Source organism: Bradyrhizobium sp. LHD-71, assembly GCF_031157255.1.
Classification (GTDB): domain Bacteria; phylum Pseudomonadota; class Alphaproteobacteria; order Rhizobiales; family Xanthobacteraceae; genus P52-10.
Map to the genome: position 1 here is coordinate 61006 of NZ_JAVIFX010000022.1, position 21412 is coordinate 82417.

23 protein-coding genes, 1 tRNA gene and 1 pseudogene are annotated in these 21412 nt (G+C 61.8%); 15 read left to right on the top strand and 10 right to left on the bottom strand.

Annotated features, from left to right (window positions below):
- Positions 1–70 precede the first annotated feature (70 nt).
- A complete protein-coding gene (locus RCO31_RS23125; protein ID WP_308970943.1) occupies positions 71–595 on the bottom strand; it encodes a disulfide bond formation protein B in 525 nt (174 codons plus the stop codon).
- Between the two features lie 252 nt (positions 596–847).
- Between RCO31_RS23125 and RCO31_RS23130 the strand changes: the two genes are divergently transcribed.
- Positions 848–932 (top strand) — tRNA-Leu (locus RCO31_RS23130).
- On the opposite strand, the gene RCO31_RS23135 is transcribed toward RCO31_RS23130, so the two are convergent.
- Both RCO31_RS23135 and RCO31_RS23140 read right to left on the bottom strand, forming a co-directional pair.
- Positions 933–2522, bottom strand: a complete 1590-nt coding sequence (locus RCO31_RS23135) for a DHA2 family efflux MFS transporter permease subunit (RefSeq protein ID WP_308970869.1) — start codon at positions 2520–2522, stop codon at positions 933–935.
- Positions 2519–3628, bottom strand: a complete 1110-nt coding sequence (locus RCO31_RS23140; RefSeq protein WP_308970870.1) for an HlyD family secretion protein — start codon at positions 3626–3628, stop codon at positions 2519–2521. Before RCO31_RS23140 ends, RCO31_RS23135 begins: the two co-directional genes overlap by 4 nt.
- A gap of 142 nt (positions 3629–3770) precedes the next feature.
- Between RCO31_RS23140 and RCO31_RS23145 the strand changes: the two genes are divergently transcribed.
- Positions 3771–4412, top strand: a complete 642-nt coding sequence (locus tag RCO31_RS23145; protein ID WP_308970871.1) for a TetR/AcrR family transcriptional regulator — start codon at positions 3771–3773, stop codon at positions 4410–4412.
- A gap of 518 nt (positions 4413–4930) precedes the next feature.
- On the opposite strand, the gene RCO31_RS23150 is transcribed toward RCO31_RS23145, so the two are convergent.
- From RCO31_RS23150 to RCO31_RS23170, 5 genes are all read right to left on the bottom strand, one after another.
- On the bottom strand, positions 4931–5887 hold the full coding sequence (locus RCO31_RS23150; protein WP_308970872.1) for an MBL fold metallo-hydrolase: 957 nt from the start codon (positions 5885–5887) through the stop codon (positions 4931–4933).
- Between the two features lie 59 nt (positions 5888–5946).
- Positions 5947–6336, bottom strand: coding sequence for a cupin domain-containing protein (locus tag RCO31_RS23155; RefSeq protein ID WP_308970873.1), 390 nt, complete (start codon positions 6334–6336; stop codon positions 5947–5949).
- A gap of 42 nt (positions 6337–6378) precedes the next feature.
- Positions 6379–7125: an SDR family oxidoreductase gene (locus tag RCO31_RS23160; RefSeq protein WP_308970874.1), complete on the bottom strand. Its 747-nt coding sequence runs from the start codon at positions 7123–7125 to the stop codon at positions 6379–6381.
- Between the two features lie 74 nt (positions 7126–7199).
- Positions 7200–8036: an alpha/beta hydrolase gene (locus RCO31_RS23165; protein ID WP_308970875.1), complete on the bottom strand. Its 837-nt coding sequence runs from the start codon at positions 8034–8036 to the stop codon at positions 7200–7202.
- Positions 8033–8353, bottom strand: a complete 321-nt coding sequence (locus RCO31_RS23170; RefSeq protein WP_308970876.1) for a hypothetical protein — start codon at positions 8351–8353, stop codon at positions 8033–8035. The genes RCO31_RS23165 and RCO31_RS23170 overlap by 4 nt, the downstream gene beginning before the upstream one ends.
- A 388-nt stretch (positions 8354–8741) precedes the next feature.
- Here RCO31_RS23170 and RCO31_RS23175 point away from each other — a divergent pair, with 388 nt between their 5' ends.
- From RCO31_RS23175 to RCO31_RS23185, 3 genes and pseudogenes are all read left to right on the top strand, one after another.
- The gene (locus RCO31_RS23175; RefSeq protein WP_308970877.1) at positions 8742–8882 is read left to right on the top strand and encodes a hypothetical protein; all 141 of its coding nucleotides are present in this window, start codon (positions 8742–8744) and stop codon (positions 8880–8882) included.
- Positions 8883–9170: 288 nt separating this feature from the next.
- A pseudogene (locus RCO31_RS23180) lies at positions 9171–9827 on the top strand (nitroreductase); the annotation flags it as partial.
- A gap of 140 nt (positions 9828–9967) precedes the next feature.
- Positions 9968–10174 carry a hypothetical protein gene (locus tag RCO31_RS23185; RefSeq protein ID WP_308970878.1) on the top strand — a complete coding sequence of 69 codons (207 nt, stop codon included), beginning with the start codon at positions 9968–9970 and terminating at the stop codon, positions 10172–10174.
- 97 nt (positions 10175–10271) lie between these two features.
- Here RCO31_RS23185 and RCO31_RS23190 read toward each other — a convergent pair whose 3' ends face one another.
- Positions 10272–10733, bottom strand: coding sequence for a carboxymuconolactone decarboxylase family protein (locus RCO31_RS23190; RefSeq protein WP_308970879.1), 462 nt, complete (start codon positions 10731–10733; stop codon positions 10272–10274).
- Between the two features lie 358 nt (positions 10734–11091).
- On the opposite strand from RCO31_RS23190, the gene RCO31_RS23195 reads away from it, so the two are divergent.
- The 10 genes from RCO31_RS23195 (at position 11092) to RCO31_RS23240 (ending at position 20804) form a co-directional block, all read left to right on the top strand.
- On the top strand, positions 11092–11550 hold the full coding sequence (locus RCO31_RS23195) for a GNAT family N-acetyltransferase (RefSeq protein ID WP_308970880.1): 459 nt from the start codon (positions 11092–11094) through the stop codon (positions 11548–11550).
- Positions 11547–12161: an NAD(P)H-dependent oxidoreductase gene (locus RCO31_RS23200; protein ID WP_308970881.1), complete on the top strand. Its 615-nt coding sequence runs from the start codon at positions 11547–11549 to the stop codon at positions 12159–12161. Before RCO31_RS23195 ends, RCO31_RS23200 begins: the two co-directional genes overlap by 4 nt.
- 190 nt (positions 12162–12351) lie before the next feature.
- Positions 12352–12783, top strand: a complete 432-nt coding sequence (locus RCO31_RS23205) for a cupin domain-containing protein (RefSeq protein ID WP_374991526.1) — start codon at positions 12352–12354, stop codon at positions 12781–12783.
- Between the two features lie 153 nt (positions 12784–12936).
- Entirely contained in the window at positions 12937–13506 is a 570-nt protein-coding gene (locus RCO31_RS23210) for an Rrf2 family transcriptional regulator (protein ID WP_308970882.1), read from the top strand.
- A 131-nt stretch (positions 13507–13637) separates the two neighbouring features.
- Positions 13638–14378 (top strand): NAD-dependent epimerase/dehydratase family protein, encoded by a 741-nt coding sequence (locus RCO31_RS23215; RefSeq protein ID WP_308970883.1) that lies wholly within the window; start codon positions 13638–13640, stop codon positions 14376–14378.
- A 28-nt stretch (positions 14379–14406) separates the two neighbouring features.
- Positions 14407–15891 (top strand): PLP-dependent aminotransferase family protein, encoded by a 1485-nt coding sequence (locus RCO31_RS23220; protein WP_308970884.1) that lies wholly within the window; start codon positions 14407–14409, stop codon positions 15889–15891.
- 316 nt (positions 15892–16207) lie between these two features.
- Positions 16208–17617, top strand: a complete 1410-nt coding sequence (locus tag RCO31_RS23225; protein ID WP_308970885.1) for an MFS transporter — start codon at positions 16208–16210, stop codon at positions 17615–17617.
- Positions 17618–17887: 270 nt separating this feature from the next.
- The gene (locus RCO31_RS23230; RefSeq protein WP_308970886.1) at positions 17888–18889 is read left to right on the top strand and encodes a TRAP transporter substrate-binding protein; all 1002 of its coding nucleotides are present in this window, start codon (positions 17888–17890) and stop codon (positions 18887–18889) included.
- Positions 18890–18972: 83 nt separating this feature from the next.
- Positions 18973–19488 carry a TRAP transporter small permease subunit gene (locus tag RCO31_RS23235; RefSeq protein WP_308970887.1) on the top strand — a complete coding sequence of 172 codons (516 nt, stop codon included), beginning with the start codon at positions 18973–18975 and terminating at the stop codon, positions 19486–19488.
- Positions 19485–20804, top strand: coding sequence for a TRAP transporter large permease (locus RCO31_RS23240; protein WP_308970888.1), 1320 nt, complete (start codon positions 19485–19487; stop codon positions 20802–20804). Before RCO31_RS23235 ends, RCO31_RS23240 begins: the two co-directional genes overlap by 4 nt.
- Before the next feature lie 10 nt (positions 20805–20814).
- Here RCO31_RS23240 and RCO31_RS23245 read toward each other — a convergent pair whose 3' ends face one another.
- Positions 20815–21402, bottom strand: coding sequence for a poly-gamma-glutamate hydrolase family protein (locus RCO31_RS23245; RefSeq protein WP_308970889.1), 588 nt, complete (start codon positions 21400–21402; stop codon positions 20815–20817).
- Positions 21403–21412 lie beyond the last annotated feature (10 nt).

The window sequence follows — 21412 nt, forward strand, 5'->3', positions numbered from 1 at the left end:
TTTTCCGAAAAGATCATGCTCAAACCAGAAGCTAAAGCGCGATGGTGATTCAACCAAGTGCCATCGCGCTTTAGCCGTTCGCCCCGCGCATCCGCGAAAGTCCGAACAGCGCGATCAGGCCCATCAGACCTGAAATCAGGAAATTGTAGCCGGCAAGCGATAGGCCGAGGAAACGCCACTGCACCTCGTCGCAACGGACCACCCTGACCGTATCGAGCCGCTGCAAGAGGTTTCCGGCGCTGCCGAGATCGGTGACCGGCCCACTGCAGGTGGCGGGCCCCGCCCAGAAGCCCCACTCGACGCCGGCGTGAAATGCACCGAAGATCGCGTTGGCGAACGCGGCCAGAGCAAGGATCGCAAGCCCTCCGATCAGGAACGCCCGCGGCAGGCGAGGCGCTGCGAAGGCCAGCAACGCACCGAGCACGATCACCAGATAATAAGCATAGCGCTGCTGGAGGCACATGGGACAGGGCTTGATGTCGAGCCCGTACTCAAAGAACCACGCTCCCGCGAGCGTTGCCGCCCCGATCGCAGCGATGGTGCCCGCCGCCAGCGCAGCGGGGTTCGGACCCGTCTCGGCAACCTCTGTCCGCATCAACAAGGCCGTGCTCCAATTCGTAAAATCGTCGTAACGCGACCGATTTGCGCTGTCGAGGCGGTGCCGGATCACGAACAGTTGGGACCGGCCGCCGCCAGCACGCATCCGATGCGTCTTTCCGGCTTCCGCGCGAAGCTCTGCCGGCGAAGTCGGGTTGACCGGCGGCCGGCTGCCGCTATAGTCCGCCCGCTTCGCGGGGCTGCGGCTGAAATCCTGTTCAATGGACGACCGGCGCACGCTCAGGCGAATGCCCCTGTGGCGGAACTGGTAGACGCGCTCGACTCAAAATCGAGTTCCGCAAGGAGTGCTGGTTCGATTCCGGCCAGGGGCACCATCACTTGCGGTTCAGTGCGAACCTGATGATCAGCAAAATTGGCGTCGCCACCACGAAAAGAAGCCCAATCGCAAGAAAGCACTCATTGAAGGACAGTGTGGCGACTTGCTGTGCAAATGCCTTCTGGATGAAGGCGGTTGCGGCTTGGGTAGCACCTTCCGGCTCATGGCCTCGTGCGGCCAGCAAGCTTCCGAGCGCTTCCTGACGTTCTGCCAGCGCGCGATTCCCGACAGCAAGGTATTGTGACAACACCGTACGGTTCAACGCGTTCTGGTGATCAAGATATGTGGTCAGCCAGGCTATGCCGATCTGCCCGCCAATCTGACGGCCGATATTGAACAGCGCGATGCCCTGCGGCAGGACGCGCCTGTCCAGACCGCCGAGCGTCACCAGCGTCAATGAAACGAACAGGAGGCCAAGCCCCAGCCCTCGCAGAAGAAGCGCCGGCACCATGTCGGGCAAACCGCTTTCGGAGTTCGATCCGGCAAGCATCCACATCGCGGTCATAAAGCAGATGATGCCGAAGGGAATCGTCTTGGTTGGGTCCAGATCCTTCAACTGGATCAGCGCCCCTGCCACCAAAAGACCGGCACAGACCATGAGACCGCTCGGCAGAAGCAGCAACCCGGCGTAGGTCGGTGACAGGTCGAGCACGCTTGTCGCAAAGGCTGGCACAACGAAGGCGCTGCCGGACAGCGCGCACCCGGCGACGAAGCTGACGATGAAGCCAAAGCTGAAGTGCTGGTCGCGGAAGACGGCGAAATCGATCAGAGCGCCGCGGCTCTGCCTGACGACCTGCCACGCCAGGAATGCAATCATCGCGAGCCCGGCCAGCAGGCTGACTTCGGCAATCTCCGGCTCGTCGAACCAGTTGTATCGACTACCCTCCTGCGTGACGAAGACAATGGACGTCATGGCAATTGCAAGAAGAGTCACGCCGATCCAATCGAACCGGCGAGGCGGAGATGACGACAACGTCGTATCCTCGATCGGCATGATGCGGCACACGAGCAAGCCGCAAAGGCCGAGCGGCAGATTGACAACGAAGATCCACGACCACGACGCGTTATCGACGATCCAGCCTTGCAGCGCCGGAGCAATCGTCGTCGGAGCCATGATCGTACTGAAGGCAAAGACGGCTTGGACAATGCCCTGGCGACAACGTGGAAATACGTCGAACAGCACAAGTTGGCTGCTGACGAGCAGTGCCGCTCCGGCAGTACCCTGGATAATGCGCCAGGCAATGAGCGCGGTCAGGTCGCTCGTCGCAGCACATCCGACAGAGCTGATCATCAACATCGCGGTCGAACCGACGATCAGCCGACCGGAAGCGATCCGTTGGTCAAGCCAGACTGCGGCCGGGAAGGCGGTAAGTTTCGCTGCAAGATAGGCCATGTTGAGCCACGCGACCTCGTCTGGCGTGGCGTGGGTGCCTCCCATGACATGCCCGCGCGCAACGACGAGAATCGTGCTGTTGATGGCGTCCGTCGTCGCGGCAACGGTCAGGATCATCAGGAAAAGCCACGGGCGGCGCGTGGAGCCCTGCGACGCCAGAGCGGCGGCGTCGGAATGTCCCGCAAACGTGGTCATTGCGATCGAGCTGTGCGGAAGAGCGAAAGGTGAAGGCGATCCGGAGCAGTTTGCGGCGGCTGGTTCGCCGCTATTGATCGCAGGTCGATGCTCACTTCGACCGACATGCCGGGAACGAGACGTCCCAGAAGCGCATGGTTCTCGTCAAGCCTGATCTTTACCGGTACGCGTTGCACGATTCTGACGAAATTGCCTGTTGCATTATCGGGCGGTAGCAGGCTGAACGCCGCGCCGCTTCCGGGCGAGAGGCTGTCCACCACGCCGCTTATGGCGACACCTGAGTAGCCGTCGACGGTGATCGTAGCCGCCTGTCCAACGTGCATGCGCGCGATCTGCGTTTCCTTGAAGTTGGCCACTACCCAGACGCCCTTGACCGGTACGATCGACAGCAGGACGCCGCCGGGCCGCACGTATTCGCCGGTGCGCACGCGCCGATTGCCGACGACGCCGGCAACGGGAGCACGGATGATGGTCTCTGAGAGAGCGATCTCGGCCAGCTGAAGATTCGCGCGCGCCTCTGCCATGCGCGCTTCGAGCTGCCTGGTCTCCGATTCAAGAACGCGCTCCTGCTCCCGCGCGGCCGCTATCGCCGCCTCGCCTCTCGCCAGAGCTGCGCGCGCTCGCTCTGCATCGGCGGTCGCACTGTCGTGCGTTCGTCGGGACGTTGCGCCTGAATCAACAAGCTGCGTCGTTCTCGCCAGCTGACGCCCGGAAAACACAACGTCGGCCCGGGCCATTTCCGCGGCGGCCTCCGCTTCGCGAATGATGGCGCGCTGCATTTGTTGCCTTCGCTGCAGGTTCTCGATCGCCGCGGCAACCTGCGCAACTGTCGCGGCAGCACGATCGCGCTGCGCGCGATAATCCTCGTCAGCTATTCGCAGAAGTACGGAGCCGGCATCGACTACCTGGTTGTCATCAACCAAGACGTCCGCCACGTAGCCTGAAATTTTGGGACTGATGGCCGTGATATCGCCGTGCACATAAGCGTTATCGGTCGAACGGGTCGTCTCCGCTCTTTCCCGCCATGCCCACACTGCCCATGCCGCCACAGCGATCAGCAGCGCAGCGCTCGTTCCGATCAGTGAGCGTCTCGCGATGCTTTTCATGGACTTGCTCTCTTTACGCATCAATTTGATAATGCTACGGTACCGTACCGTACCTCACAAATCGATGTGAGGTCAAGCGGAGGTACGGTATCCATCTGCTGCTCGATCCGCGACGCAGTGATGGGCTGGGAAAAACAGCAGTATGACCTTGAAAGAACTTGAGGAACGTCCCAGTGCAGCCGCACGGAAGGATGCCCGGCGCGAGCAGTTGCTCGGCGCGGCAACAGAAGTTTTCTTCAAGTCGGGATTTGCCGGAGCAAGCGTCGACGACGTGATTGCGAAGGTCGGGGGATCGAAGCGGACGATCTACAGCTATTTCGGCAACAAGGAACAGTTGTTTGCGACGATCGTCGAGGAAATCTCTAGGCGAGCCATGGGGCCGCTGGCCGACGAGGACATGCGGCGGGAAAGCCTCGAAGCAACGCTATGTGAAGTGGGGCGGCGTTACATCGCCGTGATCATGTCGCCCGAAGCGCTGCAACTCTATCGCACCATCATCGGGGAAGGCATCCGCTTTCCGCAACTTGCAAAGATCTTCTTCGAAGCCGGCCCGGGCCGGGCGAGCGCGACATTAGCCAGCGTGCTTCAGCGAATGGCAACGGCGTGGGGCATTCATGACGAGAACTACAAGCAACTTGCTGAGCATTTCCTCGGCATGATTCGAGACGATCTTCACCTCCAGGTCGTACTGGGATTGCGGCCACCGCCAACAGAAGAGGAAGCGGAGATTGCCGTCCGTACTGCGGTAAAATTATTCCTGCGCGGTGTCCATCCTGAGCGCTAGAGATCTGTCGTCGCAATTTACCTCAAATTATCACGGTCGCACGAGCTCGACACCTCCGTGCGCGGGATAAGCAAGCACTATCGTACTATTACGTAATGCACTTCGTGATCCAAATCCGAATAATCGGCCTGGCACATACGCGAAGAACATCATGGCCTGGTTAGCAAGATTGCTTCTTCTGATCCCGGCGGTCGTCGCCGACTGGTTCGTGTCTCGCGAGGATAAAAGATTCCCGGTGGTCGCCATGGTGATCGCTTTGGTGTTTCCTGGCGCTGATCGGCATTGCCGCCCTATATGCGCAGCGCGCGTCGGAAGATCGTCGCCGCTCGCCCTGAGCCATGCTGATTGCCCGATACGGAGCTGCGTTGCCGCGAGCACCTCGAAAACATTGCGCGCGCGACACCCCGTTGGCATCACGGCCAGCGTGCACGTCGGTCCTCTTTACCCAAAGTAGGCCACGACACGAGCAGCCTGGCGCGAGGCAGCGATCGACCAGTTGTTTCTAACGCAGCAAGCGCTCAGTACTCCCAGGGACCCGGTACCCAACGAAACACGTCGCCGTCGACCGCCACATGACAGACGGACGGAAACGACAGGTGAGTGGCCAACAGCGACTCGCGGTTCGCCGCCACCTCCCGCAGAAGACGGACCCGGACGCGGGCCGCCTCCTCGGGATCGTGTTCGAAGCCGTTGTACCAATCAGGGTGCTCGAACCCGACCTGAAACACGGCGTCGCCAGCGAACGTCAGCCGGTCGCCGCCGGACGCCAGGCGGACCACGCTATGCCCGGGGGTGTGGCCGCCGGTGCGTTGGACGACCACGCCCGGCGCCACTTCGTGCTCGTTCTCGAACGTCCGCAGCTGGCTGTGGTACTCTTTCAAGAACCGCTTGCCCGTCCGCCGAAGTGCATCCGGAAACCCTGGCGGCATGGAGACGTGTGAGAAATCGGGCGACTCCCAGAACTCGGCCTCGGCCGCCGCCAAGTGGACGCGCAGGTCCGGACGCAGCCGCTCTTTCACCCCGCCGGCGAGCAGTCCGCCACAGTGATCCATGTGCAGGTGTGTGAGCACCACGTCGGTCACCGATAGGGGATCGATGTCGGCGGCCTCCAGGCGCCGGGCCCACTGCCCGGCCCGCGGCAAGTCCGGAAACTCCGCCCCTATCCCAGCGTCGATGAGTATGGTCCGACCGCCGCTACGCACCACGACCGTGTTCAGCGCCCATTCGAGCACGTCCGGAGGCAGGAACATCTCCTCCAGCCAGGCCGCCCGGACGGCCGGGTCGATGTTGTGGCCCAGCATCGCGCCTGGCAGCGATAGCACCCCATCGCTGACCACCATCACGTCAATTTCGCCGACTCGCAGCGCGTAGCGCGACGGGACCAGCTCGTGCTCCGGTCTACCGTGAGTGTACCTCGCGTGCACCTTGTCGGCGCAGTGCTTGACCGAGGGGTGTGGGCTGTTGACCGAGGTCATGTTTGCCTCCTGTTGCTGTTGCTGTTGCTGTTGCTGTTGCTGTTGCCGTTGCCGTAACGTCACTGTGCGGGCACGAGCGCCGGGGCGCCCTTGTCCTTGATCAAGAGCACTAGGAATTTCGCCGGCTGGGTGCCGCTTGCGTTCCGGTCGACGACATGGACATCGTCAGGGCCTTCGTAGAAGGACTGTCCCGGCGTCAATGTCACTTGTTGTCCGCCCTTCAACTGCATCACGACGGAGCCCTCCAGCACGTAAACAAACGAATGTGCATTGTGTCGGTGGATAGCGCTCGACCCGCCTGGCGCATGCTCGACTGTGATCATCAGAGCTTCCCTGCCGGGATTCTCCGGAAGATCCTTAGTCATGAGCGACGTGACCTTAGGCTCCTGAGCTACCGCCGTGCCGACCATGAGGCACGCAAGAACCAACGCAACGAGTTTGATCGTCATAGTCGCCTCTTTCCTTCGTTGCCCGCGACCCACTCGGACAGGCTAGGCGTGTGAGTGGCGGAGCCATTCGTCGAAACCGATGCGGCCGAGGCGCGCTTCGCCCAATGGCACGAGCGAGTGCTCTTCAACTCGGCTGCCCCAATATCGGGCCTCGGGATCGCTCACGACCTGGCGCGGGTCGCCGACCGCCTTCAGATAACGGGCGACGATTTCGTTGAACGGCGCCCGTTCGAGGCCGGCGATCTCGACGATGCCGTTTCGCGGCGCCGCGAGTGCCACATCGGCAACGATGGCGGCGACGTCGTCCGCCGCGATGGGCTGGAACAGGATGGGTGGGAGCCTGACGATGTTTCCATCCGCGCTTGAATCGGCGATGCCGCGGAGGAATTCGAGAAACTGGGTCGAACGGACGATGGTGTAGGGGATGCCGGAGGTCTTGATCAGGCTCTCTTGGGCGACCTTGGCGCGGAAATAGCCATTGTCTGTCCGGTCGATTGCGACGATGGAGAGCGCGACGTGATGCCTGCTGCCGGCACGTGCTTCTGCCGCAAGGAGGTTCTTCTCATGCGCCGAAAAAAAGTCCATCGCGGCTGCGGGCTCGAAGGATCGAGAGTTGGCAAGATCAATAACCACCTCGGCGCCATCCAGTGCCGCCTCGAGACCCTCGCCGGTTATTGTGTTGACGCCAGTATTCGGGGCCGCGGCCAGAGCATCATGGCCAAGCCCGCGCAGCCGCGCGACCGTTTTTGCACCTATAAGGCCAGTACCACCAATCACGATGATCTTCATTATGCCTCCCGCTCAAACATGAGTCTGTGGGTTGCACTTCGCCGTGCCAAGCACAGGTTCTCAGCCCCTGATCCTCATCCCTTGATGAAAGCAAGCAGATCGGGATTCACGATGTCGGCATGGGTGGTGCACATCCCGTGAGGGAAATTCTCGTAGACCTTCAACGTGCCATTCTTAAGCAGCTTGATTGAGAGCAACGCGGAGTCGGCAATCGGCACGATCTGGTCGTCGTCGCCGTGCATGGCGAGCGTCGGGACATCGATGACCTTGAGATCCTCGGTAAAGTCCGTCTCCGAGAACGCCTTGATCCCGTCGTAGTGCGCCTTTGCGCCGCCCATCATGCCCTGGCGCCACCAGTTCAGGATGATCGGCTGTGACGGCTTTGCCCCCGAGCGGTTGAAACCATAGAAGGGCCCGGTCGGAAGATCGATGTAGAATTGCGACCGATTGTCAGCGAGTTGTTTGCGCAACCCGTCGAATACTTCGACCGGCAGGCCACCCGGGTTGGCCGGCGTCTTGACCATAAGAGGCGGCACTGCGCCAATCAGCACCAACTTTGCAACACGACCCTGCGGTTGCCCATGGCGTGCGACATAGCGCGCGGCCTGTCCACCCCCGGTGGAGTGACCGATATGGACCGCGTTCGTCACGTCCAAGTGTTCCATGACGACGTTCGCATCCGCCGCGTAGTGATCCATATCGTGGCCATCGCCGACCTGAGTCGATCGGCCGTGGCCGCGGCGATCGAGTGCAATGACGCGGTAGCCGTTGCCGAGAAAGTACAGCATCTGCGTATCCCAGTCGTCCGACGACAGCGGCCAGCCGTGGTGAAAGACGATGGGTTGTGCGTCCTTGGGACCCCAGTCCTTGTAATAAATCTCAACGCCATCGGTGGTCGTGATAGTGCTCATGCTCTGGGACCTTTCCGGTTGTGCAGATTGCGGTCGTAGCCTTGCGCGGTCGCCGGAAAAATTGGTTTGGCACTGCGAGTGCGCTGTGGTCCTACGATCAGCCATACTGAGGCCATGCGTGCAGATCTTGCCGCGCGCACCGCACTGACGAAGTCCTCGCTATCACAGGCGTTCACTTCGCCCTTGCACCCCACGTACTGTGCATGCGGCGCGAACTGATGGATTTCCAGCATCAGCGGCCCGTTCGGACCCTTGGGATCGGATGCGGTGGTGATGGCGACGAGGAACGGCAGACGCATATTGCGAGCGGTCGACATCGCAACTCCGTTGACAGATATGACTGTGATTGGACGCTGTGCGCTTGCACACGCTGACGGCGCGCCGAGTGGACAGGCCGCTCAGGTTAGCTTGAAGCACGACGTAAGCAAAAAAAATCAGCATTAACCCGGAAATCGCAGGCGCACTTTCCCGGAACGCTCCGAGCCTCTTCGTCCGGAGAGCGAGCGCTTTGTTGGGGCCAGACACGATGTCGGGCCGCCAGAGGAACGCGGCCTAGAATGATGGCCCAATAATACGCCCTTCCATTTGCGCCCGTCATCATGCGCTTTGTGCGCAAGCTGCCCCAGTTTCGCACCGTCGGGCATAGTTGCGACGCACGGCGCTCTGGGTTGCTGACGGTAGTGAGGTGTTGTTGCTGTCGAACAGATGAGTGGCATCCAACAGACGCAGCTGCGCATCGCGATCATGCTGGTGACGATGCCGATGCCCAAATCCATGCTCGAAATGGCCTTGATCAAATCGATATTCGTTGCCGGCATGATGTCACGCGCTAGCGTCGGCAACTGATTCGGCTCCCCACTCGCTATATCGTCGACAGCTTTGGATCTGCTGCGGCTGTGCCACGTGCTGACGCCGCTCTGACCTCAGCACCCTTCGGCTGTTGTGCTTGCGCGTTCGAGGGTTTCTCCCGATTGCCCAATTAGCTTCACGCGCGAGGATGCGCTTGCCGCACTCTCTTGCTTGGATGGGCCGTCCTTCCCAACGCGGCGTCGATGAGCACCAACATGAAGACGAGAAAGAGCGTCGAGGAAATCAATCCAGATTGGCGCCGCTTCTTGGGCGCTGGAGGCGCTCATGGACGTCTATGAGGCAGTCACAAGTCGACGGGCGGTGCGCGGATTCACCAGCCAACCCGTCTCAAGAGAAGTGATCGAGCGCGTGCTGTCCGCGGCAGCGCGGGCGCCATCCGGATCGAACCTGCAGCCTTGGAACATTTACGTGGTGACCGGCGCACCGCTGGCTGAGCTCAAGCATCGCGCGGTTGAGCGCGTGGCTACAGCCGACCCATGGGACGAGCGGGAGTATGTGATGTATCCGCCCGAGCTTAAGTCTCCGTACCGCGAGCGCCGATCCGCCTTCGGCAAGGAACGCTACAGCACACTCGGCATTGCGCGCGAGGACTGGGAGGCGCGCCAACGGGCCGCCATCGCGAACTGGGACGGTTTCGGTGCGCCGGCCGCTCTGTTCTGCTACATCGACCGCGACCTGGGGTTCCCGCAATGGGCCGACGTCGGGATGTATCTGCAGACCGTCATGCTGCTGCTCCGCGCTGAAGGTCTCCACAGTTGCCCGCAAATGGCGTGGTCGCAGGTTCGCAAGACCGTTGCGGAAATCGTGCTGCCGTCGGATGGCCTCATCCTCTTCTGTGGCATGTCGATCGGGTACGCGGACCTCACGGCGAATTGCACCCGCACGGGGCGGGCGCCGCTCGCCGAGACGGTCACGTTCATCGACGGGGCCTGCCCGCTTTCGCCGCCGCACGAGCATTCGCTCGGCACCTCCGTGCGCGGGATAGCAAGTACTATTACGTAATATACTTCGCGATCCGAATAATCGGATCGGCACATAAGTTGCCGGAAGCGAGAATCATCATGGCCTGGTTGGCAAGATTGCTTATGCTGGTCCCGGCGATCGTCGCTGGCTGGTTCGTGTCTCGCGAAGATCCGAGATTCTGGGTGGTAGCCATGGTGATCGCTCTGGTGTTTCTGGCGCTGACCTGCGTTGCCGCCATCTATGCGCCTTCGATTCTCGGCAGGCGCAACACTGGCGCATCGGACGATCGTCGCCGCGCGCCCTGAGCCATGCTGATTGCCAGATACGAAGCGGTGTTGCCGCGAGCACCTCGCCCCTCGCGACTCCTGTTGGCATCGTGGCCAGCGCTGCATGCGCGGGGGTTCAGGCTGCTGCCGCGAGGGTCGCTTCGGGCGGTCGGCGGAAACCGATCGCCATGCGATTGAAGGTATTCATCAGGCCGATCGCAATCGTCAGGTCGACAATTTCCTTTTCGCCGAACACATTCGAAACGGCCTGAAACTCCTTGTCGGGGATGGTCGTCTCGGCGACCCTCGTAACCGTCTCCGCCCAGGCCAGGGCTGCACGCTCCCGCTCGTCGAAAACGGCGCCCGCTTCACGCCACACCTGTACGAGTGCCAGCTTCTCCGCCCTGACGCCCTTCTTGGTAAGGCTGCGGGTATGAAGATCGAGGCAGTAGGCGCAGCCGTTGATCTGAGATACGCGCAGGTAGACGAGCTCGAGCAGAATCTCGTCGAGGCCAGATTGCGCGATATAGCCGTAGACACCGCCCAACGCCTTGTAGCCGGCGGGTGCGACATTGATGTAGTCGATACGAATGTTCATGAAGCAACTCCCAAGTTATGCGGCAACACGGATGGAGCGCATCGCGACGGCGGCTCCGAACTGGCTTTCAGCAGCATGCCCTGAGCGGTGGCCATTAATGAGTGACCGCTCGGTGTGGTGCCTATTGCCAGAACGATACCGCTCATCCTGGCGGGGCACGTCCTCGCCAAGGAGATGAACCCGGTTTGTATCATTCGAAAGCACCAAAAATGCTTCGCTTCAATGTACCATCGTGGCCGCCCGGCCACGTGAATAGAACGCTTTGGTCCACTCCGGATAAAGCTTTCTGGTCCTGACCCCGCCGACGAACTGGCGGTACTTCCTCACAGATCAAATGCAAATCTGTGAGGAGACTGTCATGGTCAAGCTATCGCCACCCGGAATTGTCCTTCGACATGCGCACAGTCAGGACGAGCTGGCCGCTTGCTTTCCGGTGATCTCCCAATTGCGACCTTCGCTCAAGGACGCCGCTCACTGGGTGGAGCGCGCATCAGGCATGGCCACCGATGGGTATCGTGTGCTGGCAGCCTGGGACGGTGATCAAGTCTTGGCGCTCGCCGGATACCGGATGATGGAAAATCTCATCCACGGCCACTTTCTCTACGTCGACGATCTTGTGACATCCGAAAGTCAGCGAGGCAAAGGGCTTGGTGCCGCTCTGCTCAAAGAACTGTCGTCTATCGGCGTCGATGAGTATTGCCGTCGCCTGGTTCTGGATACCGCGGCAACGAACACCAACGCGCGCCGCTTTTACAAGCGCGAAGGGTTGATCGACGCAGTCATTGGCTTTGTGAAGCCACTGGAGAAAGTCGCATGAACATCCTCCACGTCGATTGCAGTCCACGACCAGAGTCGCACAGTCGCCAGCTTTCAGCCGCGATCGTCGAGAAGCTTCTCACGATCCTTCCCGAACCGGGCATCAGTCGTCGAGACCTGGGACTCGAACCGATACCCCATACCCGGTCCGACTATGCCGCCGTCCTGGCGTCGCCTGCGGCGCTGGCTGCGGGAGCGTCCAGTGGCGCGGTGCGCCTGTCCGAGCAACTCATTCAGGAGGTCGAAGCCTCCGACGTCGTCGTTATCGGCACGCCGATGAACAACTTCACGGTTCCGTCGGTCCTGAAGGCGTGGATAGATCAGATCCTCCGCGTTGGTCGTACGATCAAGCCAACTCCGGCCGGCAAGGTCGGGATGCTTCGGGACCGCCCGGTGTTTGTCGGGATCGCTTCCGGCGGTGTGTTCGCCGGCGATCAAGCCAACCAGCCGGATTTCCTCACGCCTTATCTTTCTGCCGCACTCGGCTGCATCGGGCTCAATACCGTCCATTACCTGCCTCTGCAGGCCACCGCCTTCATCGACAAGGCGCGTGCGACCGAGATTCGCCGCTCGCTCATCGCGACGATCGAACCGTCGATGGTCAGCCTCTGATGGTTGGGAATCATGATGAACAGATGCGCGTTGACATCGTCGGCGGCGGACTCGCCGGCGTGCTGGCGGCGATCGAGCTGCCGAGAAACGGTGGCTGCGTCCACGGGAAGATAATCGGAGAGCACCTGGGGCAGAACAGCTGAGAGCTGACGATCGTCGTCACCTCCAGCCATAACACAGGAGAGGTAACATGAAGATCCGATCGATCGCATTGGCAGCGACGCTGACCGCGATGGCGGCTTGGCCTAGCTTCGTGTCAGTCGAGGCAGCAGCGCAGGAACGTCAAACGATCACGCCGGCTTTCCAGGAGGCGATTCCGAACATTCCCGGCAAAAGCCTCATCGGCATTGTCGTCAGCTATCCACCCGGCGGCAAGTCGCCGGCGCATTCCCACGCACGCTCCGCCTTCATCACGGGCTACGTACTCTCGGGATCGATCCGAAGCCGGGTGAATGACGGCAAGACGCAGGTGTTTCGCGCGGGTCAGCACTGGACGGAGCCGCCCGGCGGCGCGCATCACCCCATCAGCGAGAACGCGAGCGCCACCGAACCTGCGAGTCTGCTCGCCATCTTTGTCGTCGACACCGACGATGCCGGGCGGCTGACCATCTACGAGCAATGAGAAAGCCGCTTGCTGGGCGACCTGCGTGCCGACGTACATCGTGGCGGGCGGCCAGGCCGAGGTCTGCCGTCCCGCCTCCATTGATGGTCGGCGTGTCATAGGAGCTCTTTCCGCGCTTGCCGAATTATAACGGTGACTTATATAGTAGCCGTTATGAGCTACATTGGAGCCGGCGTCGAGTACGCCTTGCACTGCCTTCTCTGGATCGCTGGTCCGCTTGAGCGGCCGCCGAGCAGTCGTGACCTTGCAGAGATCCAGGGCGTCTCTCCAACCTTCCTGAAGAAGATCTTCCCCAAGCTGGAGAAGGCAGGGATTGTCGAAGCCACTGGCGGAATACGCGGCGGCTACCGGCTCGCTCGGCCCGCAAACAACATCACCGTCCTTGATGTGGTCGATGCTGTCGAGGGTCCGAAACAGCTCTTCGATTGCCAGGAAATCCGAGGTCGGTGTGCTCTTTTCCAGGGCAAGCCGCCTAAATGGTCGATCCAGGGCGTCTGCGGCATCCACGCCGTGATGTTGCGGGCTGAGCGAGTCATGCGCGAGGAGCTGGCAAAGACCAGCCTCGCCTCGCTGCAAAGAGGGCTTCTCGGCAAAGGCATGCCTGCCAGTTTCTCTGAGCAGGCGCGCGCCTGGTTCGCAGATCGCCAGACTGCGCGCGAAGGCGCACGCATCACGGCGATGCGTTCCCGCCCAGGCACGCGCGACGACGCGGAAACGGAGTAGCGGCCGAGAGAGTCCCAATGGTCCAGCCGACTTCGGACAAGACGGTCCTGAGAGAGCGCCCTCCGGCCACCTATGCACCGGCAGTTCGACTGTCGGGCTGCGTGCACCGAGTTGCAAAGGAGTAAGACGGCATGACAACAAGAGTGTTTGTGGCTGGGGCAACTGGCGTCATCGGCCGTTCGCTTATCCCCCTCCTTCGCGCGGCCGGTCACTCGATCACCGGCGCGACGCGGACGACCGAGGGCGAGTCGAAACTGGAAGCTCAGGGCGTCAACCCGGTCGTCCTGGATGTGTTCGACTGTGATGCGCTGGAGCGGGCCGTTGTCGCTGCCGCGCCCGATGTGGTCATTCACCAGCTCACCGATCTCGCGGCGGGCATTGACTCGCAATCACCCGAGCAGGGGCTGAAGCGCAATGCGCGCCTCCGTCGCGAGGGGACGGCGAATCTCGCCAACGCCGCCCGCGCAGCCGGCGCGAAGCGACTGATCGCGCAGAGCATTGCCTGGGCCTATGCGCCGAAGGACGCGCCCTTTCTCGAGACTGACCCGCTGGATATCCACGCTCGAGGTGCTCGCGCGATTTCGGTCTGCGAAGGCGTCGTTCCACTTGAGAGCGCCGTCCTGGACCAAAGCGAGTTCGTAGGCATCGTGCTGCGGTATGGGCAGCTCTACGGTCCACGCACGTGGTCCGCAGAACCGACCGGATCAGCTCCGGTGCACGTCGAGGCCGCGGCCTATGCTGCCTTTCTTGCCATCGATCACGGTGGCTCTGGCGCCTACAACATTGCCGATCCCGGCGGCGCGGTAGCGATCGAGAAAGCCGTCGCCGATCTCGGCTGGCGCCACGACTTTCGCATCAAGGAGCGGGGCTAGGCTCATGGAGCACGTGGCGCCGCCCTGGATGCCGGACGAGCTGACGCTTGATCGCGTCGGCCCTATGACGCTCATCGATCAGATCGCGCGCCACATCGAGGTCGCGATCACCGAGGGCGCCCTTCCTCCCGGAGGCCGGCTACCTTCGTGGCGTGATCTGGCCGCTCAACTCGGCGTCGCGCGCGGGACTGTCAAAGCAGCCTACGAGAAGCTCATTGATCGGCGGCTCCTTGTCACCGCTGGTTCAGCCGGAACCCGCGTGGCCGATCCTCTACCGTCTTCCATCGTGCCGACCATCGCGTCGGTCTCCGAGAGACTCCTGCCACCGGATGCTTTGTATCGCTCCGATGAGCCGCTCGTGTTCCAGTTGGGCGTCCCCGCCCATGACGCGTTCCCCGCCACCCTCTGGGCGCGCCTGTATCGACAAGCGGTGCAAACCACGGCCCTACGGACGGGCCACTCAGATTCGCGCGGCTTGATAGAGCTACGATCTGCCCTCGCGTCGCATGTCGCCATCGCCCGAGGCATCGAGTGCTCGCCAGAACAGATTATCGTGACCGGCGGGTTTCGAGGCGGATTGTCGATCGCGCTCCTCGCCATCGGCGCGACGGGCAGGCACGCTTGGGTGGAAGATCCCGGCTACCCCGCGACCCGACTCGCGCTCGAGCTTGCCGGCGTCCAGCCTGTCGCAGTTCCGGTCGATGACCAAGGGCTCGTCGTCCGACAAGGTCGCGAGCTGGCGCCGCGAGCCGGGCTCGCCATCGTAACACCGGGACAGCAGGCGCCGAGCGGTGTGACACTGTCACCGGAACGCCGTACCGCGCTTCTCCGCTGGGCCATGGAATCCGGTGCCTGGATTATCGAGGATGACTACCTCGCAGAATTGCATCTGTCGGGCCGGTCTGTGAACGCGCTGGCGTCGGGTGCCGGCGCGGATCGCGTCATCCACGTCGGGACGTTCAGTAAGACCATCAGCCCGATGGTGGGCATAGGATTTCTGGTCGCGCCGTTGCCTCTCGCGCGCCGATTAATTGATGTCGCAACATGGCTCGGTGCGCCTCCTAACGCCGCCGTCCAGCTCGCGCTCGCGGAATTTCTGCGCGAAGGCCATTATCTGCGACATTTGCGCCGAACGCGACGGCTCTATAGCGAACGAAGACGATGCCTCCTGGAGACGCTTGGAAGACTTGGGATCGATTCGGCGGTCCCCGCAGCATTGTCCGTGGTTGTGCCTCTTCCAGATGGCTTCGATGACCAGAAATTCGTGGTCGAAGCGCGTGCCGCGGGCTTCGGACCCGCACCATTATCCCCGTGGTTTGCGGCCGCAACGTCCTCCCACTCCGGCCTGCTTCTCGGGGTAGCCAATGTCCTTGAGCGACGGATCGAGCGCGATTGCCGTCAATTGCTGGCGATGATCGGCGATTTGCCGGAGGGTGGCGAACGCAGCACGAATCCGCTGCGCGCCACCGGTCTGATCGAAGCCCATGGGAAGGCGCACATACGTTCGGTCTGAATGGTAGAGGCCAAATACGGCTTCCTGGACCTCCATATCTCCTGCACGAAAGTATCCTCCCCGCTATGGATGAGGAGGCTGTATTGAGCACGATGCAATTTTATCGAGCGCTCCAGATCGCTGCCGGAATCCATCTCCGCGCGACGCACCGCGCAGCGAGCAACAGCGAATTCGAAACCCGACGAACGGCATGGCTGCCCTCCGACCTCGTCGCTTGCCATGACAAGGCGCCAGGCATTTAGTTTCGCACTCAAATAACTGCACTGGCGTTGTTGCTCTCGCGCCCGCGCAGAAGACGACTGCTGTGGGGACAACAATGACCGTACAAGGTCGGGCCCAAGCGATACGTGCCGCCGATCCGGATGCAAAAGACTTCCTGATATCAAGTCGCATCGATCGTCTGCCACTGACCCGCGTGCAGTGGGAGCTCGCGATCCTTGTCGAGATCACCTGGGGCTTCATCGTCGTCGACACCGACGGCATCGGCGCGCGGCTCTTTCCCTTTGTCTGGCGGCCGCTCGGCACCATCACCAACAATCAGTATGCGGTGATCCAGGCGCTGCAGGTCGGGCTCGGCGTATTGCTCGGCACTTACCTGATGAGCTTCGTCGCCGATCGCTACGGCCGCCGCCCGGCGATCCTGCTCTCGACGGCGCTTGCCGGGTTATGCCTATGGCCATTTGCGTTCGTCACCAGTTTTGTGCCGTTGGTGATCTTCTCGGTACTGTCGACGCTCGGAGTCGGCGGCATCGTCGCAACCCACGCCGTCTATCTGTCAGAGATGTCGTCGCATGCGGTGCGCAACAGGACGATGCTGACGGCGCAGGGCTCCACGGCCATTGTCGGCGTGCTGATCGCCGGCGTCGCGAGCGTGATGATGCCGACATATTGGCGCGAGTTCGTCTGGCTCGGTGTGATCATCCAGGCTTTCGTGCTGTTGCCGATCCTGTACTGGCGCTTGCCTGAATCGCCGCGCTGGCTGGAGACGCACGGCCGTCACGACGAAGCTGACCGGGTCGTAAGCGATCTGGAGAGGCGCGTCACAGCAATCGCGGGGGCACTGCCGTCGCCCGACCCCACACCCCGCATCGTTGGCAAGGCCGGCAAAGGACAATTGCTGGAGATTCTTACCAATCCCGAATACCGCTGGCGCAGCATCCTGATCCTGGTGTGCTGGCTGCTCGCTTATCCTGGCATCGTCTATGGCTCGGGCGCGTTCATGTATGTCTACATGGTAGACCATGGCGCCGACGCGGAGTTTGCGTTCCGGCTGCTGACGGGCGCTGCCGTCGTGACTTTCTTCGCGTTTCTCATCAATGCGCGACTCGGCGAACGGGTCGAACGCAAAACCGTACTGTTCGTGTCGGCGCTCATATTCTCCACCGCCTGGATTCTCATGTACCTCTATCCGACCGAGGCCATGTTCATCGTCGGCATCTGCCTCAGCCGGATCGGCACGGCGCTCTTCCTGTTCAACATGTACAACTACACCGCAATCGCGTTCCCAACGCGCATCCGCTCGGCCGCCTTTGCCTGGACCGACGGTCTCGGCCATCTCGGCGCGTGGGCCGGCGTGACATCGCTCGGACCGCTGTACCAGCTCGGACCAAACCATCTCGGCTGGGTCCTGTTCATCGTCGTTCCCGGCGCATTGCTGCCGGCGATCCTGATCAAGAGCTTCGGCATCAACCAGTCCGAGCGGGTGCTGGAGGAAGTCGCGAAGTAGCCTTTCGCGCCATCAATTTTTGCAGCTGCGAAACGACCCGTCTGCAGATTTTTGACCTGCGCAGACCGATTAATACGTCGCCTGGATCGTCGCTTGCGACGGCGGCGCACAGGCGGTCGGTACGCCTGCTGAATCGCAGGTCCGAATTGGCTTCCAAAGCTCCCGCCTTTTGCATACGCTTCCAGATCGCGGCCGCAAGGCATCCGCCGCTGCCGCCAGTCAGAAGCCCAAGATCCCGGCAAAGGGACGGGTACCACTGGAGGAACACCCATGAAGCGGAGAACAGTCCTCGCCGGACTTGGCGCGTCAGCTGCAGCTGCTGCGCTTGGCATGCCATCGATCCTCAGAGCCCAACAGCCGGTCACGCTGAACGGCGCCGTGCAGTTCAATGACGACCACGCCTTCACCAAGGCGTTGGTGAAGTTCGAGGAGCTGGTGAAGACGTATTACGGCAAGCCGGTCAACTTCACCCTGCACAAGAACTCCTCCCTCGGCCTCGAGAAACAGTACTTCGAGTACATGTCGCAAGGCAAAGCCGTCGACTACGGCATCGTGTCGCCGGCCCACATGAGCACGTTCGCCAAAGCTGCGCCCTTCATCGATGCCCCGTTCGTGTTCCGCGACATCGCCCACATGGACAAGGTCGTCAAAGCCAACCTGCTGAAGCCGGTGTCGGACGAGGTCGAGCAGAAGGCGGAAGTGATGCTGATCGGCTCCGCCGGTGGCGGCGTTCGCAACATCTTCTCCAACAAGCCGTTCAAGAACCTGGCCGAGATCAAGGGCCTGAAGATACGCGTGCAGGGAGCGCCGATCTGGTCGCGGACCTTCGCGGCTGCCGGCATGAGCCCGACGGTAATCGCCTACAACGAAGTCTACAACGCCATTCGCAACGGCGTGATCAGCGCCGGCGAGAACGAGGCCGCAGGTGTGGAAGCGATGAAGTTCTACGAAGTCGCGCCAAGTCTCGTGCTCACTGAGCACGCCGTGTCGATCCGGCCGCTCTGCTTCTCGGTCAAGACATTCAAGACGCTGGACAAGGGCCTGCAGGACGCCATCGTGAAAGCTGGCGCCGAGGCCGGCGATTTCGGTCGCGCGTTGGAGAGCAGCGAGGACACGCTCAAGCTCGAAACGCTCGAAAAGGCGGGCAAGTTGAAGCGGGTCGTGTTCGAGGAACGCGACGCCATGAAGAAGCTCGTCGATCCCGTGATGGCCGCGTACGCGAAGGAAATCGGCGCCGAGGACGTCTACGCCAAGATCAATGCAGCGGTCTGATTGAAGCGTGGATGCAATAGGCCGTGGCGCGCAGCCCGCGCGCCGCGGCTTCGTTTGAACTCCATTCCTGAGAGCTTAAGCCCATGACTGATGTGGCTGACGATGTGCCGACCCTTTGGCGGCGCCTGACGGCAGGCTATGCCAGGCTGCTGGAGATCCTGCTCGCCTGTTGCGTCGGGATCCTGATCTTCCCCGTCACCCTGCAGATCATCTCGCGCTACACCGCGCTGATTCCGTCCTACATCTGGACCGAGGAGATGGCGCGCTTTCTGTTTGTCTGGACGATCATGATCGGCGCCATGGTTGGGGTCAGGGAAGCGCAGCATTTCGAGATCGACGTATGGCCCACCCTGTCACGCCGTGCAGAGGCCGCAGTGCGCATCGTCGCCCGGCTGGGCGTGCTCGCGATGGCCCTGATATTCGTGTTCGCCGGCATCGAGTTCACGCGCTTTGCCTGGAACCGCACGTCCGAGCTCGCTGAGCTGCCATTGTGGATGATTCACATCGCCTGGCCCGTGGCCGGGATCTCATGGATCATCTTTGCCGGTGAGCAGATCGTCGATGAAACGCGCGTCCTGCTCGGAGGCGCGACCAGATGACGGGAGCTGTTCTCTCCGCCGGCCAGGCCGCCGCCATTCTGTTCGGCGGACTCGTCGTATTGCTGATCCTGCGTGTTCCCGTCGCATTCGCATTGGGACTGGCCTGCGTGCCTATCCTTCTGATCGAGCCGCGCCTGTCGATGATGTCGCTCGCTCAGGAGACGTTCAACGCCTACAACTCGTTTATCCTGCTGGCGGTGCCGTTCTTTCTCCTGACCGCCAATCTCATGAGCATCGGCGGCATTACCGACCGGCTGGTGGCCCTGTCCCGCTCGCTCGTTGGACATTGGCCGGGCTCGCTCGCGCAGATCAACGTGGTGCTGAGCGTGTTTTTTGCCGGCATATCAGGCTCATCCACCGCAGATGCGGCAAGCCAGTCCAAGATCTTTATCGATGCCCAGACCAAGGAAGGCTACGATCTCTCGTTCTCGATCGCCATCACCGCAGTGTCGGCCGTTCTGGCCGTCATCATTCCACCGTCGATCCTGATGATCGTGTGGGGCGGGCTGATCTCGACGTCGATCGGTGCCCTGTATCTCGCCGGCATTGTCCCGGGGCTGTTGATCGCGGGCGCGCAAATGCTGAGCGTCCATATCTATGCCGTGCGGCGCGGCTATCCGACCTATCCGAAATCGAGCTGGATCGACATGCGCTGCGCGGTCTGGCGCTCGCTGCCGGCGTTGACGACGCCGTTCATCATCGTCGGCGGAATTCTGCTCGGCTGGTTCACTGCAACCGAATCCGCGTGCGTCGCAGTTCTGTATTCGATCGCGCTGTCGACCTTCGTCTATCGCGAGACCGGCGTACGCGAGCTCTACACGGCCTTGCTCGATACCGGACGGCTTGCCGGCGTGGCGCTGTTCTGCGTCGGCACGGCGAGCGCGTTCGGCTGGCTGCTTGCCTATTACCGGATCCCGCAGGAGTTGCTGGCCAACGTCGCGACGTGGGGCATGGGACCGATTACGGCGGGTTTTTTCATCGCCTTCTGCTTTCTGATCGTCGGCTGCTTTCTCGATGCCATTCCTGCGATCGTGATCGTCGGCACTGTGCTCGAGCCTCTTGCACGTTCAGTCAATCTTCATCCCGTGCAGTTCGCGATCATCTCGATCGTATCGCTTGCCTTCGGCCTGGTGACCCCGCCTTACGGACTCTGCCTCATGGTTGCGTGCTCGATCGCCGGCGTACGGCTACGCTATGCGCTCAAGGACACGATGATCATGCTGGTGCCGATGCTGCTGGTGCTCGCCGCGCTGATCGCCTGGCCCGAGGTGTCGCTGTTCCTGCCGCGCCTGATCGTTCCGAACATGATGGACTGAGAGGTGGTCCCTAGATCAGGCCGATGCCAGACCGGACAGCCGTGACGAACCGTTCGAAATCGCTCTCTTCACGCGCGAGGACGTCACGCAGTCCACGCGGCAATTCCAGCTGCACGCCCATGCGTCGCAGGCCGCAGTTGCAGATGTTTCGTGGTCCCGAGCCGGGAAACATATGCCCCTCGGTGAGCGTGCCGAACCCGGCGCGCCTCAAGGCGTCGGCCACTCGATTGCACAGATCGACGTCGAGACCGCCGAGCCACACGGCTTCAGGATCGTCGCGGTCCAGCCGGCCGTGAACCGCCACGACGACGTCGCTTCGCGCCACAAGCTCGCAGGCAATTGGCTCGTCGAAGTTGTCGGAGGTGATGTGAAGATCGTGGTGCTCGCGATCCGGCTGGAGACCCTCGAAGCAGTAGGCGTTGCAGGTTTCTCCGGCAATGGCGAGCGCAAGCCTCGAAGTCGGCGGCTCAATCCGGCCGCCATGCGGAGCGATCACGGTGACCGGTGCGCGTCTGTCGACGACAACGATCCGATAATCGATCCCTTCGCGCTCAGATGCCTTGAGCGCGGCGAAGCTTCGGTACCTGTCGCCCGTCAAGTCCGGTTGC

Coding starts and splice junctions, on each gene's coding strand:
- RCO31_RS23190 (WP_308970879.1), bottom strand. CDS start 10,733: ATGAACATTCGTATCGACTACATCAATGTCGCACCCGCCGGCTACAAG.
- RCO31_RS23240 (WP_308970888.1), top strand. CDS start 19,485: ATGACGGGAGCTGTTCTCTCCGCCGGCCAGGCCGCCGCCATTCTGTTC.
- RCO31_RS23225 (WP_308970885.1), top strand. CDS start 16,208: ATGACCGTACAAGGTCGGGCCCAAGCGATACGTGCCGCCGATCCGGAT.
- RCO31_RS23230 (WP_308970886.1), top strand. CDS start 17,888: ATGAAGCGGAGAACAGTCCTCGCCGGACTTGGCGCGTCAGCTGCAGCT.
- RCO31_RS23170 (WP_308970876.1), bottom strand. CDS start 8,353: ATGTCGACCGCTCGCAATATGCGTCTGCCGTTCCTCGTCGCCATCACC.
- RCO31_RS23165 (WP_308970875.1), bottom strand. CDS start 8,036: ATGAGCACTATCACGACCACCGATGGCGTTGAGATTTATTACAAGGAC.
- RCO31_RS23205 (WP_374991526.1), top strand. CDS start 12,352: ATGAAGATCCGATCGATCGCATTGGCAGCGACGCTGACCGCGATGGCG.
- RCO31_RS23220 (WP_308970884.1), top strand. CDS start 14,407: ATGCCGGACGAGCTGACGCTTGATCGCGTCGGCCCTATGACGCTCATC.
- RCO31_RS23160 (WP_308970874.1), bottom strand. CDS start 7,125: ATGAAGATCATCGTGATTGGTGGTACTGGCCTTATAGGTGCAAAAACG.
- RCO31_RS23185 (WP_308970878.1), top strand. CDS start 9,968: ATGGCCTGGTTGGCAAGATTGCTTATGCTGGTCCCGGCGATCGTCGCT.
- RCO31_RS23215 (WP_308970883.1), top strand. CDS start 13,638: ATGACAACAAGAGTGTTTGTGGCTGGGGCAACTGGCGTCATCGGCCGT.
- RCO31_RS23175 (WP_308970877.1), top strand. CDS start 8,742: ATGAGTGGCATCCAACAGACGCAGCTGCGCATCGCGATCATGCTGGTG.
- RCO31_RS23125 (WP_308970943.1), bottom strand. CDS start 595: ATGCGGACAGAGGTTGCCGAGACGGGTCCGAACCCCGCTGCGCTGGCG.
- RCO31_RS23150 (WP_308970872.1), bottom strand. CDS start 5,887: ATGACCTCGGTCAACAGCCCACACCCCTCGGTCAAGCACTGCGCCGAC.
- RCO31_RS23135 (WP_308970869.1), bottom strand. CDS start 2,522: ATGACCACGTTTGCGGGACATTCCGACGCCGCCGCTCTGGCGTCGCAG.
- RCO31_RS23195 (WP_308970880.1), top strand. CDS start 11,092: ATGGTCAAGCTATCGCCACCCGGAATTGTCCTTCGACATGCGCACAGT.
- RCO31_RS23235 (WP_308970887.1), top strand. CDS start 18,973: ATGACTGATGTGGCTGACGATGTGCCGACCCTTTGGCGGCGCCTGACG.
- RCO31_RS23210 (WP_308970882.1), top strand. CDS start 12,937: ATGAGCTACATTGGAGCCGGCGTCGAGTACGCCTTGCACTGCCTTCTC.
- RCO31_RS23155 (WP_308970873.1), bottom strand. CDS start 6,336: ATGACGATCAAACTCGTTGCGTTGGTTCTTGCGTGCCTCATGGTCGGC.
- RCO31_RS23140 (WP_308970870.1), bottom strand. CDS start 3,628: ATGAAAAGCATCGCGAGACGCTCACTGATCGGAACGAGCGCTGCGCTG.
- RCO31_RS23145 (WP_308970871.1), top strand. CDS start 3,771: ATGACCTTGAAAGAACTTGAGGAACGTCCCAGTGCAGCCGCACGGAAG.
- RCO31_RS23200 (WP_308970881.1), top strand. CDS start 11,547: ATGAACATCCTCCACGTCGATTGCAGTCCACGACCAGAGTCGCACAGT.